General features: G+C 61.7%; 13 protein-coding genes. 4 read left to right on the top strand and 9 right to left on the bottom strand.

What is annotated here, in order from left to right; all coding sequences use genetic code 11:
* Positions 1 to 43 precede the first annotated feature (43 nt).
* The gene (locus tag I6L38_RS04555) at positions 44 to 952 is read right to left on the bottom strand and encodes a hydrogen peroxide-inducible genes activator (RefSeq protein ID WP_005299110.1); all 909 of its coding nucleotides are present in this window, start codon (positions 950 to 952) and stop codon (positions 44 to 46) included.
* A 146-nt stretch (positions 953 to 1098) separates the two neighbouring features.
* On the opposite strand from I6L38_RS04555, the gene I6L38_RS04560 reads away from it, so the two are divergent.
* Positions 1099 to 1701, top strand: coding sequence for a peroxiredoxin C (locus tag I6L38_RS04560; RefSeq protein WP_005299113.1), 603 nt, complete (start codon positions 1099 to 1101; stop codon positions 1699 to 1701).
* A 212-nt stretch (positions 1702 to 1913) separates the two neighbouring features.
* Here I6L38_RS04560 and I6L38_RS04565 read toward each other — a convergent pair whose 3' ends face one another.
* The 6 genes from I6L38_RS04565 to I6L38_RS04590 form a co-directional block, all read right to left on the bottom strand.
* Positions 1914 to 2879, bottom strand: a complete 966-nt coding sequence (locus tag I6L38_RS04565; protein WP_005299117.1) for an alpha-L-glutamate ligase-like protein — start codon at positions 2877 to 2879, stop codon at positions 1914 to 1916.
* A 3-nt stretch (positions 2880 to 2882) separates the two neighbouring features.
* Positions 2883 to 4421, bottom strand: coding sequence for an inactive transglutaminase family protein (locus I6L38_RS04570; protein ID WP_005299120.1), 1539 nt, complete (start codon positions 4419 to 4421; stop codon positions 2883 to 2885).
* Positions 4422 to 4424: 3 nt separating this feature from the next.
* Positions 4425 to 5183, bottom strand: coding sequence for an ATP-dependent zinc protease (locus tag I6L38_RS04575; protein ID WP_010634492.1), 759 nt, complete (start codon positions 5181 to 5183; stop codon positions 4425 to 4427).
* An 82-nt stretch (positions 5184 to 5265) separates the two neighbouring features.
* Positions 5266 to 6243 carry a tRNA 5-methoxyuridine(34)/uridine 5-oxyacetic acid(34) synthase CmoB gene (gene cmoB, locus I6L38_RS04580; protein ID WP_010634491.1) on the bottom strand — a complete coding sequence of 326 codons (978 nt, stop codon included), beginning with the start codon at positions 6241 to 6243 and terminating at the stop codon, positions 5266 to 5268.
* Complete coding sequence (gene cmoA / locus I6L38_RS04585) at positions 6240 to 6983, bottom strand: carboxy-S-adenosyl-L-methionine synthase CmoA (RefSeq protein WP_024942850.1); 744 nt, start codon at positions 6981 to 6983, stop codon at positions 6240 to 6242. Before cmoA ends, cmoB begins: the two co-directional genes overlap by 4 nt.
* A 393-nt stretch (positions 6984 to 7376) precedes the next feature.
* Positions 7377 to 8225: a DUF72 domain-containing protein gene (locus tag I6L38_RS04590; RefSeq protein ID WP_024942849.1), complete on the bottom strand. Its 849-nt coding sequence runs from the start codon at positions 8223 to 8225 to the stop codon at positions 7377 to 7379.
* 432 nt (positions 8226 to 8657) lie between these two features.
* Between I6L38_RS04590 and aspS the strand changes: the two genes are divergently transcribed.
* The 3 genes from aspS to I6L38_RS04605 all read left to right on the top strand — a co-directional run bounded on the left by aspS (position 8658) and on the right by I6L38_RS04605 (position 13142).
* Positions 8658 to 10424, top strand: a complete 1767-nt coding sequence (gene aspS / locus I6L38_RS04595) for an aspartate--tRNA ligase (RefSeq protein WP_024942848.1) — start codon at positions 8658 to 8660, stop codon at positions 10422 to 10424.
* Between the two features lie 102 nt (positions 10425 to 10526).
* Positions 10527 to 11267 carry a YebC/PmpR family DNA-binding transcriptional regulator gene (locus tag I6L38_RS04600; protein ID WP_005299136.1) on the top strand — a complete coding sequence of 247 codons (741 nt, stop codon included), beginning with the start codon at positions 10527 to 10529 and terminating at the stop codon, positions 11265 to 11267.
* A 258-nt stretch (positions 11268 to 11525) separates the two neighbouring features.
* On the top strand, positions 11526 to 13142 hold the full coding sequence (locus I6L38_RS04605) for a phosphoethanolamine transferase (protein ID WP_024942847.1): 1617 nt from the start codon (positions 11526 to 11528) through the stop codon (positions 13140 to 13142).
* Positions 13143 to 13253: 111 nt separating this feature from the next.
* On the opposite strand, the gene I6L38_RS04610 is transcribed toward I6L38_RS04605, so the two are convergent.
* Positions 13254 to 14468, bottom strand: a complete 1215-nt coding sequence (locus I6L38_RS04610) for an ROK family protein (RefSeq protein WP_010634486.1) — start codon at positions 14466 to 14468, stop codon at positions 13254 to 13256.
* A 4-nt stretch (positions 14469 to 14472) separates the two neighbouring features.
* The gene (gene nagA, locus I6L38_RS04615; RefSeq protein ID WP_024942846.1) at positions 14473 to 15618 is read right to left on the bottom strand and encodes an N-acetylglucosamine-6-phosphate deacetylase; all 1146 of its coding nucleotides are present in this window, start codon (positions 15616 to 15618) and stop codon (positions 14473 to 14475) included.

The raw sequence follows: 15618 nt of genomic DNA on the forward strand, positions 1-15618 counted from the left end.
CAACAACGCCGGCATGTGCCGGCGTTGTTTATGGGAGTGAGCTTCAGCCCTTGTTGTCGATGAGCGGGGCGAGCAGCTCCGCCAGCTTGTAGAAGGTCTGCACCCGGGTGGTGCTGGGGCGCCACACCAGCCCGATCTCGCGGTAGGGGTGCTCCCCCGGCAGCGGGATGGCCACCAGATCCGTGTTGTCGAGGATGCCCGCATCGATGGCCATCTGCGGCAGGAAGGTGGTGCCGAGCCCGGCGCCGACCATCTGCACCAGGGTGTGCAGGCTGGTGGCGGCAAACGGGTTGATCTTGCTCTTGTCCCGCAGCCGGCAGGCGCTCACCGCGTGTTCGGTGAGGCAGTGCTCCCGCTCCAGCAGGAAGATGCTCTGGTTGGGCAGCTCCTTGTAGTCGAACGGGGTGTGCAGGCTGGCCGCCATGCTGGCGGGCATCACCATGTGGAAGGGATCCTGGCCGACCGTCTTGCAGTGAAAGCCGCCGATCTCTACCGGCAGCGCCAGGATCAGCAGGTCGAGCTGACCCTGCTCCAGCTGCTTGAGCAGGTTGGTGGTGGTGTCTTCACGCAGCAACAATTCCAGCTCAGGATAGGTCTTGCCGCACTCTTGCAGCAGCTTGCTGAGCAGGAAGGGGGCTATGGTGGGAATGCAGCCGAGGCGCACGGTGCCGTGCATGACGCCCCCCTGATGCTGGCCGAGCTCCATCAGATCCCGCGCATCGGAGAGCAAATTGCGAGCCCGCTCGACGATTTCCATGCCGACCGGGGTCATAATGAAGCTCTTGTGGTCCCGCTCCACCAGTTGCAGGTTCATCATGTCCTCCAGGGTCTGGATCCCGGTACTCAGGGTCGACTGGCTGACATGACAGGCCTTGGCGGCGCGGTTGAAGTTCTTGTGCTCGTCGAGAGCGACCAGATATTGCAGCTGTTTCAGGCTGGGCCAACGTTGCATAGGAAAACCCGATTAATGCTATCTATTTAATTTGATTTAACTAATCTACCATCGGGGTTATAGTTTGTCGCTTTAATTAGACGGACTTGGCTCTAGGTAGCCCAATCCTGACAGGATTGTTCACTTCACATAAAGAGGAATTGAATATGGTATTGGTAGGCCGTCCCGCACCCGATTTCACCGCTGCTGCCGTTCTGGGCAATGGCCAGATCGTTGACTCCTTCAACCTGGCATCCCACATCAAGGGCAAGGCAGCCGTCCTGTTCTTCTATCCGCTCGATTTCACCTTCGTCTGCCCGTCCGAGCTGATTGCCTTCGATCACCGTCTGGAAGAGTTCAACAAGCGTGGCGTGGAAGTGATCGGTGTTTCCATCGATTCCGAGTTCTCCCACAACGCCTGGCGCAACACCAAGATCGAAGACGGCGGCATCGGCCCGGTCAAGTACCCGCTGGTTGCCGACATCAAGCACGAAATCTGCAAAGCCTATGACGTCGAACACCCGGAAGCCGGCGTGGCATTCCGTGGCTCCTTCCTGATCGACAAGAACGGTGTCGTTCGTCACCAGGTTGTCAACGATCTGCCGCTGGGCCGCAACATCGACGAGATGCTGCGCATGGTCGACGCTCTGCAGTTCCACGAAGAGCACGGCGAAGTGTGCCCGGCTCAGTGGGAGAAAGGCAAAAAGGGCATGACCGCCTCTCCGGACGGCGTTGCCAAGTACCTGTCCGAGAACGCCGCTTCCCTGTAATCGGGTCGGTACACCGGATAGTGAAAAACCGATGCCCTGGCATCGGTTTTTTATGGCCGCTATTTGGCGGTCTGGCTTGGTAACATTATTTAGTAACCACGGCTCAGTAACCATGCATAGCTCAGCAGGATTGTTGTTGCCGGCAGATTGCCGATAAACGGCAGGCATAAAAAAGCGCGCCCTTTGGCGCGCTTTTGTCATCCAGCTCCGGACTACTCGTCAAAGATACCGAAGTGATCCTTGGCGAAGTTGACCCGCTGCTCCACGTTCATCTTCACCTGACCCAGCTTCTCGATGGTCTTGAGGTTGGGCACCAGGCCGCGGCCGTTGGCGATCTGGATGGCGAGGCCCGGACGGGCGTTGAGCTCCAGCAGCATGGGGCCGCGGAACTTGTCCAGCACCATGTCGGTCCCGATGTAGCCGAGGCCCGACATCTCGTAGCAGGAGGCCGCCAGGGTCAGCAGGGTGTCCCAGTGGGGCACCTTGAGATCGTACAGATCGAGGCCGGTATCCGGATGGTGACGCAGCGGATTGCCAAACTGCACTGCCCGCAGCGCGCGGCCGGTGCGCAGGCACAGACCCACCCCCACGGCGCCCTGGTGCAGGTTCGCCTTGCCGTCGGAGGCGGCGGTGGAGAGGCGCATCATGGCCATCACCGGGAAGCCCTTGAAGATGATCACCCGGGCATCGGGGACCCCTTCAAACGAGTAGCCGTCGAACACGTCATCGAAGTTGATGAGCCCTTCCACCAGCGCCACGTCAGGCTTGCCACCCAATGAGTAGAGCCCCGCCAGGATGTTGGAGACATGACGCTCCAGATCCTGGCCGTTGCTGGCGCTGCCGTTCGGCTTGTAGAAGAGGCCGTCCTCCTGGCGCAGGATCACCAGGATCCCCTTGCCGCCGGAGCCGCGCGCCGGCTTGATGCAGAAGCCCGGCCAATCCTTCACCAGCTCGGTGATGCGGCTCACGTCGTGCTGGGCACGGATGGTGCCGATCAGTTCCGGCACCGTCACCCCCGCATCCAGCGCGATGCGCTTGGTCTGCAGCTTGTCATCCACCAGCGGATAGAGGCTGCGCGGATTGTAGCGGCTGATGTAGGAGTGGTTGCGCTTGTTCATGCCGAGGATGCCTGACTGAGACAGGCTCCACGGGGTGGTGTACTTTTCCCAGAACCACATCTGTTACTTGTCCTTACCCGGGGTGGCACCGGAGCGCATCTCGTCCACCAGCGGCTTGAAGCGCTTGAGCTCGCTCAGCTTGTAGCCGGTGTAGTTACCCATCAACAGCACGGTCGCCATCAGCACCAGCTGCAGACCGAGGAAGTTGAAGGTGAGGTGGCGGATCAGTTCGTTGTCCATGGCCAGGTAGGCGATGATGGCCACCAGCAGGGAGCCGCCGCCCTGGCGGAACACCTCTTTCGGGCCCTCTTCTTCCCACAGGATGGACATCCGCTCGATGGTCCAGGAGAGGATGATCATCGGGAAGAAGGTGATCTTCATGCCGTCGGTCAGCCCCAGCTTGAAGGCAAACGCCGAGAAGATGCCGATCATCGAGATCACCATGATGATGATGGCCGATATCCGCGCCACCAGCAGCAGGTTGAGCCGCGACAGGTAGGAACGGATCACCAGACCCGTGCCGACGATGAGCAGGAAGCCCACCAGACCGGTGATCAGCTGGGTCTGGATGAAGGCGACCGCGATCAGCACCGGCATGAAGGTACCCGAGGTCTTGATGCCGACGATGACCCGCAGGAACACCACCATCAGCACGCCGATGGGGATCAGCAGCAGGCCCTTGAACAGGGTCTGCTCTTCCAGCGGCAGGCTGTGGATGGAGAAGTTCATCATCTCCGATTTTTCAAACTTCTGGGCCAGCGCCACGCTCACCGGTTGCTCCTGCGCGATCATCGAGAAGCTCACCTTGGAGTTGTGGCCACCGGTCACGTCCAGCAGGGCACCGGAGTTGTACTCCCACAGCAGCAGGTTGGCCGGGCGACCCTGTTCACCGGTTTGCGGGTTGAACAGCTTGTAGTCGGTCGGGCTGTTGAACACCTGCAGGTAATCCACCAGCTCCTGACGACGGCGACCGTCTTCCAGGCTCAGGGCATGGACGACACGGGCCGGTACGTCGGCGTTGTTGAGCAGCTCGGCGATCAGGTTGGCACGACTCTTGTGCTTTTTCAGCAGCTCGGCGTTCTGCTCCTGCTTCTCGATCTCCTTGATGATCTCGCGAGTCAGGGTGTAGCCGTCGGCGGAACGCTCCTGGGCACGCTCCAGGATCTGCTGCATGGCGGTGGCGTAGGGCTCGCTCTCGATCTGCTTCTCGATGGCCGGCGGCTGCGGGTTGGCAGCCGGCTTGGCGTGGGCATCGGCCATCATGTCGACGCGGTAGTAGAGCTCTTGACGGCCGGAGGCGGTGCGGATCGACCACTCGGCACGGGCATCGCCATCCTTCTCGACGAAGGAGAGGCCGTAACCCGGGCTCGCGGCGTTCTCGTTCATCAGGGTGAAACCGGGCTGGGTGCCCGGAATGGCCAGGGAGGCGATCACCGGCTCGCCGGTGGCCTCGAACTCCAGCTTGGCTTCGATGGACCAGATCTGGCGTTTTTCACCCGGCGTGAGCGGTACGTCCAGCGCGATGTGGTGATAGAACGTCATCCCCAGGCCGACAATGTACAGCAGGGCAACCAGCAAATAGAACGGCTTACGGGAAACCATGGATTATTTCACATCCTTGAGCTTGGGTTTTGGTTGGATATATTCGCGGGCCACATCAACCACGGCGATGTCTTTGAGGAATTCACGACCCAGCAGCACGGGGAAGGCCATGTCGCTGCGATCTTTCAGGGTAAATTCGGCCTTCTCGGTCATGTCGCCGATACGTACGGCGAGGCGTACCACAGGGCGGCGGTCGAGATCGTCGGCGGAGGCCTGACGCACCCGCACGTGGCGCACCAGCGGCGCTTCAATCTGGATCTTGTCGTCCATCTCCTGATGGCTCAGGAAGAAGCGCACCCAGTTCTTGCCGTTGCGCTCGAAGATGGTGATGTCCTGGGCGCTGATGGAGGAGGTGGTGGCACCGGTATCGACCCGCGCCTGGAAGGCGTCGTTGGCCGCGTCAACCCAGATCCACTCCGCCTCGCCGACCAGCAGCTTGCCGTCGACGGTGTGACCCTGGCTCGGGGCCTGGCACTTCTCGGTCGGGATCGCCATGGGTTTGGGCGGCTCGGGCGGCAGGTGTTCCAGCTTGCTGCCGACTTTGTTCACGGACTCTTTCATGTTGTTGACATCAGTGTTGAGCTGAACCAGCAGGTGCTGTTGCTGCACATACTGCTTCTGTTGCTGTTCCATGGATGTTTGCAGGCGCTGCTCGCTCAGATTGATCTCGTTGCGAAGCTCGGCCAGCGTCAGGGTAGGTACCGGGGGCGCTTTTTCCATCGTGACACACCCGCCGAGACTGAGCAGGGAGAGCAGGGTCATTCCTTTTAATTTGCTTTTCATGTCATTCATTTAACTGTGCTTCCTGGAATTGGGTCAGTGTAACTTCCACCGCGGCCATCGGCTAGTCTTTGGCCTTTCTGGCAATCAGTACGGCACGTTTGGGTGCCGGGTGTCCTTCTACCGTGAGTGCTGGATTGGCTGGATCCAGATAATCACTCAGGGATTCATTAATCATCCAGTCGGTACGACGCTGTTCGTCCGTGCTGGTCATATTCTCGTCGACTATCCGCACATCGGTGAACCCGCAGCGCTCGACCCACAGCTTGAGCGCCGCGCTGGAGGGAATGAACCAGACGTTGCGCATCTTGCCGTAGCGATCGGTGGGCATCAGCACGTCGTTGACGCCGCCGTCGATCACCAGGGTCTCCAGCACCAGCTCGCCGTCGTCCTTGAGCTGGTTGCGCAGCTGCTCGATGTGCTCGATGGGGGATTTGCGGTGATAGAGCACCCCCATGGAGAAGACGGTGTCGAACGCCCGCAGCTCCGGCAGCTCCTGAATGCCGAGCGGCAGCAGGTGGGCGCGCTGGTCGTTGCCCGCGAAGTGGCGAATGGCCTCGAACTGGCACAAGAACAGCGGGCTCGGATCGATGCCGACCGCCAGCTTGGCCCCTTCGCCCACCATGCGCCAGAGGTGATAGCCGCTGCCGCAGCCCACGTCCAGCACGTAACGGCCGGCAAGCGGGCTGATGTGGGGCAGCACCCGATCCCACTTCCAGTCGGAGCGCCACTCGGTGTCGATGTGGATGCCGTGCACCGTGAACGGGCCCTTGCGCCAGGGCATGAAGTGGCGCAGCAGGCTCTCCACCTTCTTGCGCTCCCCTTCGCCGAGGCTCTCGGCCGAGCCGATTTCGACCCGGCTGGTCAGCTCGACGTGGCCGGGGGCTACCTGCGGCAGCTTGTTGAGGGCGCGGTTCCAGCGCGGCAGATCGCCGTGCTGGTTGTCGTGTTGCCAGGCGTGCAGCTGGGCGGGCAGGGTGTGCAGCCAGTGGCTCAGCCGGTTCTTGGCGATCAGCTGATAGAAGTTGGCAAAGTCGATCATGGCTGGGCAGGCTCGCTGGATTTGATGGCGATCATGGAGCCGAAGTTGAAGCACTGGAACCAGAGATCCTGATGGGCGAAGCCGGCCTCCCGCAGGCGGGCCTGATGCACCGGCAGGCTGTCGGTGCGCATCACGTTCTCAAGGGCGGTGCGTTTCTGGCTGATCTCCAGCTCGCTGTAACCGTTGGCGCGCTTGAAGTCGAGGTGCAGGTCGATGAGCAGCTCGTTGACCTGCTCGTCCTCGAAGCGAAACTTCTCGCTCAGGATCAGGATCCCGCCCGGGCGCAGGCCGTCAAAGATGCGCTGGATGAGGGAAGTCCGTTTCTCGGGCGCGACGAACTGCAGGGTGAAGTTGAGCACCACCACGGAGGCGTTCTCAATCTCGATGTCGCAGATGTCCGCCTCGATGAGCTCCACCGGCACCTCGGACTTGAAGCCTGAGAGGTGGGCGCGGGCCCGCTCTATCATGGGGTGGGAGAGATCCACTGCCGTGATGCGGCAGCCGGGCTGGGCAACATGGCGACGCATCGCCTGGGTGGCGGCACCCAGGGAGCAGCCGAGATCGTAGAGTCGGCTCTCGGGCTGGGCGTAGCGGGCGGCCATCATGCCGATGGCGGAGATGATGTTGCTGTAACCCGGCACCGAGCGCTGGATCATGTCGGGAAAGACATCGACGACCTGTTCGTCAAAGCAAAAATCCCCCAATCGGGCGATGGGGGCGGCAAAAATCTGATCGTGCATGCTGGCGCAACCTGACAGCCGGTGCGCGAACCGACTGTTTTGTTCAATTGAATCGTTGGGTGACACCCGTCCGGGTCGTGTCGTCACCGGTTCACGAACGGGGTGGCGGGCCTTGAGATCCATCGGGCCGCTTCCGTTCGCAATGGACCATCATCCTGGTCCTTTTGATGGGCTGCGCCCTGGGCGACAAGCGGTTGTCGTCAAGGGGCGTCGGGGCCCTGTTACCGGAGCCGGATGCTCGCCTGCAATCAAGTGCGATGGGCGGGCAGACCGGGTCCTTGCATGGGGCGCTAGTGTAGAGGAAAGGCGGCCGTTTGTCTTGACGCCAAGCCCCGTCAGAACAGAAAAAAACGGCTTTTTTTCGCGCCGAAGCGGGGGCGGCGAAAGCGCCGCTCAAAAGGGCAGCACGCCCTGGCGCGCGCGATCGTTTTCCCCCGGCCAGGGGGCCATCTCCTGCCCCAGCAGGCGGGCCACCTGACGGGCCAGTTCGGGGGCCTGGGCGTTGTCGGCAGTATGTATAAAGAGGTAGAGATCTTTTCCCTCCGCCAACCACTGACGCCAGTGAGGGAGCCAGCCTGGCAGGAAGGGGTGGTTGTCCTCGGGATGTGGCAGGCCGATGAGCCGCACCACGGGGGCATCGGCGGTGGCCAGCAGGTGCACCGGCAGCCTCGGTTTCTTGCCCTGGGCATCGATCATGGCCGCCGAGGTGGCGGGCACCGAGAAGAGCGGCCGGCTGTCGAGCATGATGCGGTTGATACCTCTCTCCATCAGCAGCCGGTTCAACTGCCGCTCCGCCTCGCCCTTGGTGAAGAAATCGGGGTGGCGCACCTCGAGGGCATAGTTAAATTGTGTCGGCAGCCGTTCGAAGAAGGCCGCCAGGCGAGGAAGACCGTCGGGTCCGAAGCGGGCGGGCAGCTGCAGCTTGAGCAGCCCCAGCTTGTCATGCAGAGGGGTCAGCAGGCGGATAAAGTCGCTCACCTGCTTGTCGGCGCTCACCAGATCGCTCTGGTGACTGATGGTTTGCGGAAACTTGAAGCTGAAACGAAAGTCCGATGGCACCGCGTCGGCCCAGCGCCGGACCGTGTCGGGGGTCGGCGAGGCGTAGAAGGTGGTATTGCCTTCCACCGTGTTGAAGACCCGGGCATAGTGGGCGAGGTGCTCGGCGGGCTTGGCGCCCACCCCCAGCAAGTGACCGGGCCAGGCCGGGTGCGACCATTGTGGCAGGCCCAAAAAGAGGCTCATGAGGGATCCTGTCTGCGGGTTTGTCTCGATTTTCCCCTTTTTTTGCCCCGGGATGTAAAAAACAGGGCAAAGGAGGCTGCTGGCCATTTTACCCAAATGGGGGTTTTCCTCTATAATGCCAGCCCTTTTGTTTGCCAATTTGTTGTGACTCACGCCGCTGTACGCATATTGTGACGACGGCAGCGGCCATGATGCGGCCAAACAACAATCGCTTGCCGATGCCCTCCGCCCGACAACCCGGCCGCTTGCCAGCCGCCTCTGGTCGAGCCGATATCGGCGGCAGGTGTCCGATCCCGGCGGTCGGACGGTACGAGACAGATTTCAAACCGGGCAAGAAGCAGGATCTGGCCAGCTGTGAGACAGACGGTGCTTGCCAGTCGTGCCCGGCGACCCAGGTTAACCGTCTCTCTACAATTTCGAAGGAAGAAGTCCATGCGCTCTATCTATTGCGGACAGGTCAATGAGGCCCATGCAGGGCAGACCATTACATTGTGCGGTTGGGTCCATCGTCGTCGCGATCTGGGCGGCCTCATCTTTATCGACATGCGTGACCGCGAGGGCATCGTCCAGGTGTTCTTCGATCCGGACAAACCGGACGCCTTCGCCCTGGCCTCCGAACTGCGCGGCGAGTTCTGCATTCAGGTCTCCGGCGTGGTGCGCACCCGTCCCGACTCCCAGCGCAACAGCGACATGGCCACCGGCGCCATCGAGGTGTTCGCCCACGAGCTCACCATCATCAACCGTGCCGAGCCGCTGCCGCTGGACTTCAACCAGGTCAACAGCGAAGAGGTGAGCCTCAAGTATCGCTACCTGGATCTGCGTCGCCCCGAGATGGCCAAATACCTGAAGACCCGTGCCAAGGCCAGTGCCTTCGTGCGCCGCTTCATGGACGAACACGGCTTCCTCGACATCGAGACCCCGATGTTGACCAAAGCCACCCCGGAAGGGGCCCGTGACTATCTGGTGCCGAGCCGCGTGCACAAGGGCAAGTTCTACGCTCTGCCGCAGTCCCCCCAGCTGTTCAAGCAGCTGCTGATGATGTCCGGCTTCGACCGTTACTACCAGATCGTCAAGTGCTTCCGTGACGAAGACCTGCGTGCCGACCGCCAGCCGGAATTCACCCAGATCGACGTGGAGACCTCCTTCATGACCGCACCGCAAGTGCGTGAAATCATGGAAGAGATGATCCGTAAACTGTGGCTGCACATCCTGAACGTGGATCTGGGCGACTTCCCGATCATGACCTTCGACGAAGCCATGCGTCGCTACGGCTCCGACAAGCCGGACCTGCGTCTGCCGATGGAGCTGGTGGATGTGGCTGATCTGCTGACCGCGGTCGAGTTCGCCGTGTTCGCCGGCCCCGCCAACGATCCGAAAGGCCGCGTGGCAGCCCTGAAAGTACCGGGCGGCGCCGAGCTCTCTCGCAAGCAGATCGACGAGTACACCAAGTTCGTCGGCATCTATGGTGCCAAGGGCCTGGCCTGGATGAAGGTCAACGAAGCGGCCAACGGCATCGAAGGGGTACAGTCCCCGGTGGCCAAGTTCCTCTCCGACGCCATCGTGCGCGAGATCCTGACCCGCACCGGCGCAGCCGACGGCGACATCATCTTCTTCGGCGCCGACTCCAAGAAAGTGGTGTGCGATGCCATGGGCGCCCTGCGTCTGAAAGTGGGCCGCGATCTGGGCCTGCTGGAGAACAGCTGGAAGCCGCTGTGGGTCATCGACTTCCCGATGTTCGAGGAAGATGGCGAAGGCGGTCTGGCCGCCATGCACCACCCCTTCACCGCGCCGAGCGGCCTGAGCCCGGAGCAGCTGAAGGCCAACCCGGTAGGCGCTTACGCCAACGCCTACGACATGGTGATCAACGGTTACGAAGTGGGTGGCGGTTCTGTCCGTATCCACAACAGCGAGATGCAGTCCACCGTGTTCGACATCCTGGGGATCACCCCGGCCGAGCAGCGCCTGAAGTTCGGCTTCCTGCTGGATGCCCTCAAATACGGTACCCCGCCGCACGCCGGCTTGGCGTTCGGTCTGGACCGCCTCAGCATGCTGCTGACCGGTACCGAGAACATTCGGGACGTGATTGCCTTCCCGAAAACCACGGCGGCCGCCTGTCTGATGACCGACGCCCCCAGTTTTGCCAACCCGACCCAGCTGGGCGAGCTGGCGATTGCGACCACCGTCAAGGGTGACGAATAAGCCTTTATCGGCAACCAGGGCCGCAGCAATGCGGCCTTTCCCGTTTCCCCGGGTAGTCGCAACCTGTGTTACTGAAATTTCAAACTATAACGGAGAGTCCCTATGGCAGGTCACAGTAAATGGGCCAACATCAAACACCGCAAGGCGGCGCAAGACGCCAAGCGCGGCAAGATCTTCACCAAGCTGATCCGCGAAATCACCACCTCCGCGCGTCTCGGTGATGCCGACCCGGCCAACAACCCGCGCCTGCGTGCGGCGGTGGCGGCGGCCCTGACCAGCAACATGACCCGTGACACCATCAACCGTGCCATCGCCCGTGGGGCCGGCGGTGGTGACGGCGAGCAGCTCGAAACCATCGTCTACGAAGGTTACGGCCCGGCCGGCTCCGCCGTCATGGTGGAGTGCCTGACCGACAACCGCAACCGCACCGTGGCCGAAGTGCGTCACGCCTTCAGCAAGTGCGGCGGCAACCTGGGTACCGATGGCTCCGTGGCCTACCTGTTCACCAAGAAGGGTGTACTGACCTTCGTGGGCGCCGATGAAGATGCCCTGATGGACGCCGCCCTGGAAGCGGGTGCCGACGACGTGGTGACCGAAGAAGATGGCACCATCGAGGTGTACACCACCCCGAACGACTTCGGCACCGTGCTGGACGGTCTGGAAGCCGCCGGCTTCAAGCCCGAGAGCGCCGAAGTGACCATGATCCCTTCCACCGAAGCGGAGCTGGATGCCGAGACCGCGCCCAAGCTGATGCGCCTCATCGACATGCTGGAAGATCTGGACGACGTGCAGGAGGTGTACCACAACGGTTCCATCTCCGACGAAGTTGCCGCCACCCTGTAATCAGATCGGCAATATTCCTCGAAACGGCAGCCTCGGCTGCCGTTTTTTTTCATCCGTATAACCCGCATCGACCCGCCCTTCGGCCAGAACAGGCCCCGCCTTAATTCTCCCTTAAGTTTGGTTTTCTACCCTGCCTGCGTCCCGGGGCCCTCGCGCCTACGGCCGGTCTGCACCTCGGGAAGAGGGCGCCGGCGCGGAAGATCCAAAGAGGGGCTGTTGCCAAGCCCCCTGTCTTGTCTGGTTTGTCGGAGTATCGTTATGCGTATCACCTTGGGTGTGATGAAGGTGAATCTGTTGTTGGTGCTGCTGTTTGCACTGCTCTTCAACTGGCCCATTTTCCTCCACTTCTACACCATTCTTACCAAGCTGGAACACGTCAAGGCGGGCTTCGTCGTCTCGATCCCCTTCGTGCTGCTGGCCGCGCTCAACGCGGTGTTCCTGCCCTTTACCTTTCGCTATCTGCTCAAGCCCTTCTTTGTGCTGCTGATCCTGATGGGATCCGTGGTCAGCTACGCCATGCTGAAATACGGCGTCATCTTCGACGTGAGCATGGTGCAGAACATCGTCGAGACCAACAGCGGGGAGGCGGCCTCCTACCTCAATGGTTCCGTGTTGCTCTGGTTCGCGCTGACCGGCCTGCTGCCGGCCTTGGCCCTGCTGTGGGTGAAGATTGACTATCCCCGTCCCTGGTACAAGGGGCTGGGCCTGCGGCTCGGCTCCATCGCCCTCTCCTTGCTGTTTCTGGTGGGGGTGGCCTCCCTCTATTACCAGGATTACGCCTCGGTCGGGCGCAACAACAAGTCCCTCGGCAAGGAGATAGTGCCCGCCAACTACGTACACGGCCTCTATCGCTACGCCACCGACATCCTGTTCGCCACCCCGATCCCGTATCAGCAGCTGGGCACGGACGCCAGGGTGGTGGGGCAGGGCAGCAAGCCGACCCTGATGTTCCTGGTGGTGGGGGAGACGGCGCGCAGCCAGAACTACTCCCTCAACGGTTACGGCAAGGCTACCAACAGCTTCACCGCGAGGGAGTCGGGCATGGTCTCGTTTCGCAACGTGCGCTCCTGCGGCACCGCCACCGCGGTCTCGGTGCCCTGCATGTTCTCCAACCTGACGCGACGCGGCTATGACGACACCCTGGCCCAGTCCCGTGACGGCATGCTGGATGTGCTGCAGCACGCCGGCGTCTCCGTGCTGTGGAAGGAGAACGACGGCGGCTGCAAGGGGGTGTGCAAGAACGTGCCCACCATCGAGATCGAGGCCAAGGATTTTCCCCAGTACTGCCAGAAGGGTTCCTGCTACGATGAGGTGATGCTGGAGGGGCTGGATCGGCAGATCGCGCAGATGAAGGGCAACAAGCTGGTGGCCTTCCACCTGATGGGCAGCCACGGCCCGACCTACTATCGCCGCTATCCCGCCAGTGAACGGACCTTCGTGCCAGACTGCCCGCGCAGCGACATCGAAAACTGCACTAATGAAGAGCTGGTCAACACCTACGACAACACCATCCGCTACACCGACAAGGTGGTGGCCCGTCTCATCGACAAGCTCAAGACGCTGGAGAAGGATTACAACGTGGGGCTGGTCTATCTGTCGGATCACGGCGAATCCCTCGGGGCCATGGGGCTCTACCTGCACGGCACCCCCTACAAGTTCGCGCCGGACGATCAGACCCGGGTGCCGCTGATGACCTGGTTCTCCCCCCAGTTGCAGGCGGACCGCAAGCTGGATCTGGATTGTCTGCAGCAGGAGGCGGCCGGCAAGCGCTTCTCCCACGACAACTTGTTCCACTCCATGCTGGGGATCATGGATGTGCAGACCCAGGTCTACAACGGCGCGCTGGATCTGTTCAAGCCGTGCCGGGCGGGGTGAGTCACCGCGTCCGATTACGCCGCTATGCGGCTAATCGAACCTACGCTCGAAGAATCTATCAATAAAAACGGCAGCCACTGGCTGCCGTTGTTGTTTCGCAAGGCCTCGGCCCTACTTCTGCTCCATGATGATCTGCAGCAGGTCTCCCTCCAGCAGGGCCCGCTTCACCAGCGCGAAACCACCGACGGTGGGTTGATTCTGGAAGCGTGCCTTCACGATGGGCAGGCCGCGATGGAAGCTTGGCAGGGACTGGTGCTCCACGCAGCGGCGGATGGCCGGGAACAGGATCTCTTCGGCGGCGGTGATTTCGCCGGCGATCAACACCTTCTGCGGGTTGAACAGGTTGACCGTGATGGCCACCGCCCGCCCCAGATGTTCACCCACGTTCTCGATCACGCTGCGGGCCAGCTCGTCACCGGCCATGGCCGCCTTGCACACCTCCTGGATGGTGATGTGCTTCTCCTGCAGCGAGCTCAGGTGGCCGCGGCTGATAAGCTCCTTCACCTTGTCGACGATGGCCTCGTTGGAGGCGATGGTCTCCAGGCAGCCGAAGTTGCCGCAGTGACAGCGCTTGCCGAGCGGTTCGACCTGGATGTGACCGATCTCGCCGACGTTGCGGTTCTGACCGAGGAACACCTTGCCCTTGGTGATGATGCCCGAGCCTGCCCCCTGGTGGACGCTCACCAGAATGGAGTCCATGCAGTCGCGGGACTCGCCGAAGAAGTGTTCGGCCAGTGCCAGCGAGCGGGTGTCGTTACCCACGTAGCAGGGCAGGTTGAAGTGGTTTTCCAACAGCTTGGCCAGCGCCAGATTGCGGATCTGGTACTTGGGGGTGTAGATGACCATGCCCGATTCCGGATTGACCAGGCCCGGCATGGTCAGCGCTATGCTGATGAGGTTTCGGCTGCGATCCTGCTGGGAGTCGATGAAGGCACCGATCTCCCGCAGCAGCATGTCTACCACCGGTTGTTGCTCGATCTCGGTCACCTGGGTGACATGCTGGTCGAGCTCCTTGCCGTCGAGATCATAGAGACTCAGCTGCAGGTAGCCGCGACCCAGCTTGGCGGACACAAACTGGAAGCGATGCTTGATGGTGGTCAGGGAGATGGCGCGCCGTCCACCGGTGGAGGCTTGCGGCGAGGTCTCCTTGATCAGGCCATGCTCGATCAGTTGCCGGGTGATCTTGGTCACGCTGGCCGGGGCCAGCTGACTCAACTCGGCAATTTTGACCCGCGAGATGGGCCCCTGCAGGTCGATGAGCCGATACACGGCTGCACTGTTGACCTGCTTGATAAGATCTACGTTTGCTATTTGTCCGCCAGTCATAGTGTCACTGTGTTGTGTAGTGTCCGTTAACCACGGTCCCGCAGACCGTGAAGGCCTGATCAAAGACAGTCAGGTTGGCTATTTTTCCGACCTGGATACTACCGAGACGTGAGTCCCATCCAATGGCGCGTGCAGGGTAAAGGGTGGCCATTCTCAGTGCTTCATCGAGCGGTAATCCGACCTGTTTGACCAGATTCTCCACCCCCTCAATCATGGTGAGGGCAGAGCCGCCGAGTGTACCATTCTCGTCGACGCACTGACCATCGCGGAAATAGACGGTTGCGCCACAAAAATCAAACTTCTCAAAGCCTTCCGGTGCCCCTGCCGGCGCGGTCGCGTCGGTGACCAGCACCAGCCGTTCCCCCAGCATCTTGTGCGCGAGACGCACGTTGGCCCAGTGCACGTGATGGCCGTCGACGATGACGCCGGCGTAGACATCCTTGCGATCATAGATGGCACCCACCACGCCCGGCTCGCGGCCGTTCAGGGTCGGGGTCATGGCGTTGTAGAGGTGGGTCGCGAAGCGAATGCCGCTGTCGAACCCGGCCATGGCCTGATCGTAATTGGCGGCGGTGTGGCCGGCGGAGACCAGAATGCCGGCCTCCACCAGACGACGGATGTGCTCCGGCTTGTTGCGCTCCGGCGCCAGAGTGATCTTGGCGATGGCATCCGCGTTGGTGCAGAAGAAGTCGATCATCTCGTCGGCGGGCTGGCGGATCTGCTCGGCCGGGTGGATCCCCTTGCGCTTGAGGTTGGTGTAGGGCCCTTCCAGGTGCACGCCAAGGACTTCGTTGGGGTGCGCCGCCATGTAGTCGCGGGTGACGGCGACGGCCTGCTTCATGTCCGCATCCGGACTGGTGATCAGGGTCGGCAGGAAGCTGGTGGTACCGGATTTCAGATTGGCGGCCTGCATGGTCGCCAGGGTCTGGGTGGTGATGTGGCCGTTGAACATGACGCCGCCGCAGCCGTTGAGCTGCACGTCGATGAAGCCGGGGCTGAGGTTGGCACCCTTGAGGTCAATCTGTTCGATGCCGGCTGGCAGTTCGGCCTGATGGGAGATGGCGACAATCTGGTCGCCCTCGATCACCACCCCGTAACCGGTCAGCACGCAGCTGCCGGTGTAGAGGGTGCAGTTGGTCAATGCGTACAT

The organism is Aeromonas sp. FDAARGOS 1408, from assembly GCF_019048665.1.
GTDB classification, from domain to species: domain Bacteria; phylum Pseudomonadota; class Gammaproteobacteria; order Enterobacterales; family Aeromonadaceae; genus Aeromonas; species Aeromonas dhakensis.

Coding starts and splice junctions, on each gene's coding strand:
- I6L38_RS04555 (WP_005299110.1), bottom strand. CDS start 952: ATGCAACGTTGGCCCAGCCTGAAACAGCTGCAATATCTGGTCGCTCTC.
- I6L38_RS04560 (WP_005299113.1), top strand. CDS start 1,099: ATGGTATTGGTAGGCCGTCCCGCACCCGATTTCACCGCTGCTGCCGTT.
- I6L38_RS04565 (WP_005299117.1), bottom strand. CDS start 2,879: ATGTGGTTCTGGGAAAAGTACACCACCCCGTGGAGCCTGTCTCAGTCA.
- I6L38_RS04570 (WP_005299120.1), bottom strand. CDS start 4,421: ATGGTTTCCCGTAAGCCGTTCTATTTGCTGGTTGCCCTGCTGTACATT.
- I6L38_RS04575 (WP_010634492.1), bottom strand. CDS start 5,183: ATGACCCTGCTCTCCCTGCTCAGTCTCGGCGGGTGTGTCACGATGGAA.
- cmoB (WP_010634491.1), bottom strand. CDS start 6,243: ATGATCGACTTTGCCAACTTCTATCAGCTGATCGCCAAGAACCGGCTG.
- cmoA (WP_024942850.1), bottom strand. CDS start 6,983: ATGCACGATCAGATTTTTGCCGCCCCCATCGCCCGATTGGGGGATTTT.
- I6L38_RS04590 (WP_024942849.1), bottom strand. CDS start 8,225: ATGAGCCTCTTTTTGGGCCTGCCACAATGGTCGCACCCGGCCTGGCCC.
- aspS (WP_024942848.1), top strand. CDS start 8,658: ATGCGCTCTATCTATTGCGGACAGGTCAATGAGGCCCATGCAGGGCAG.
- I6L38_RS04600 (WP_005299136.1), top strand. CDS start 10,527: ATGGCAGGTCACAGTAAATGGGCCAACATCAAACACCGCAAGGCGGCG.
- I6L38_RS04605 (WP_024942847.1), top strand. CDS start 11,526: ATGCGTATCACCTTGGGTGTGATGAAGGTGAATCTGTTGTTGGTGCTG.
- I6L38_RS04610 (WP_010634486.1), bottom strand. CDS start 14,468: ATGACTGGCGGACAAATAGCAAACGTAGATCTTATCAAGCAGGTCAAC.
- nagA (WP_024942846.1), bottom strand. CDS start 15,618: ATGTACGCATTGACCAACTGCACCCTCTACACCGGCAGCTGCGTGCTG.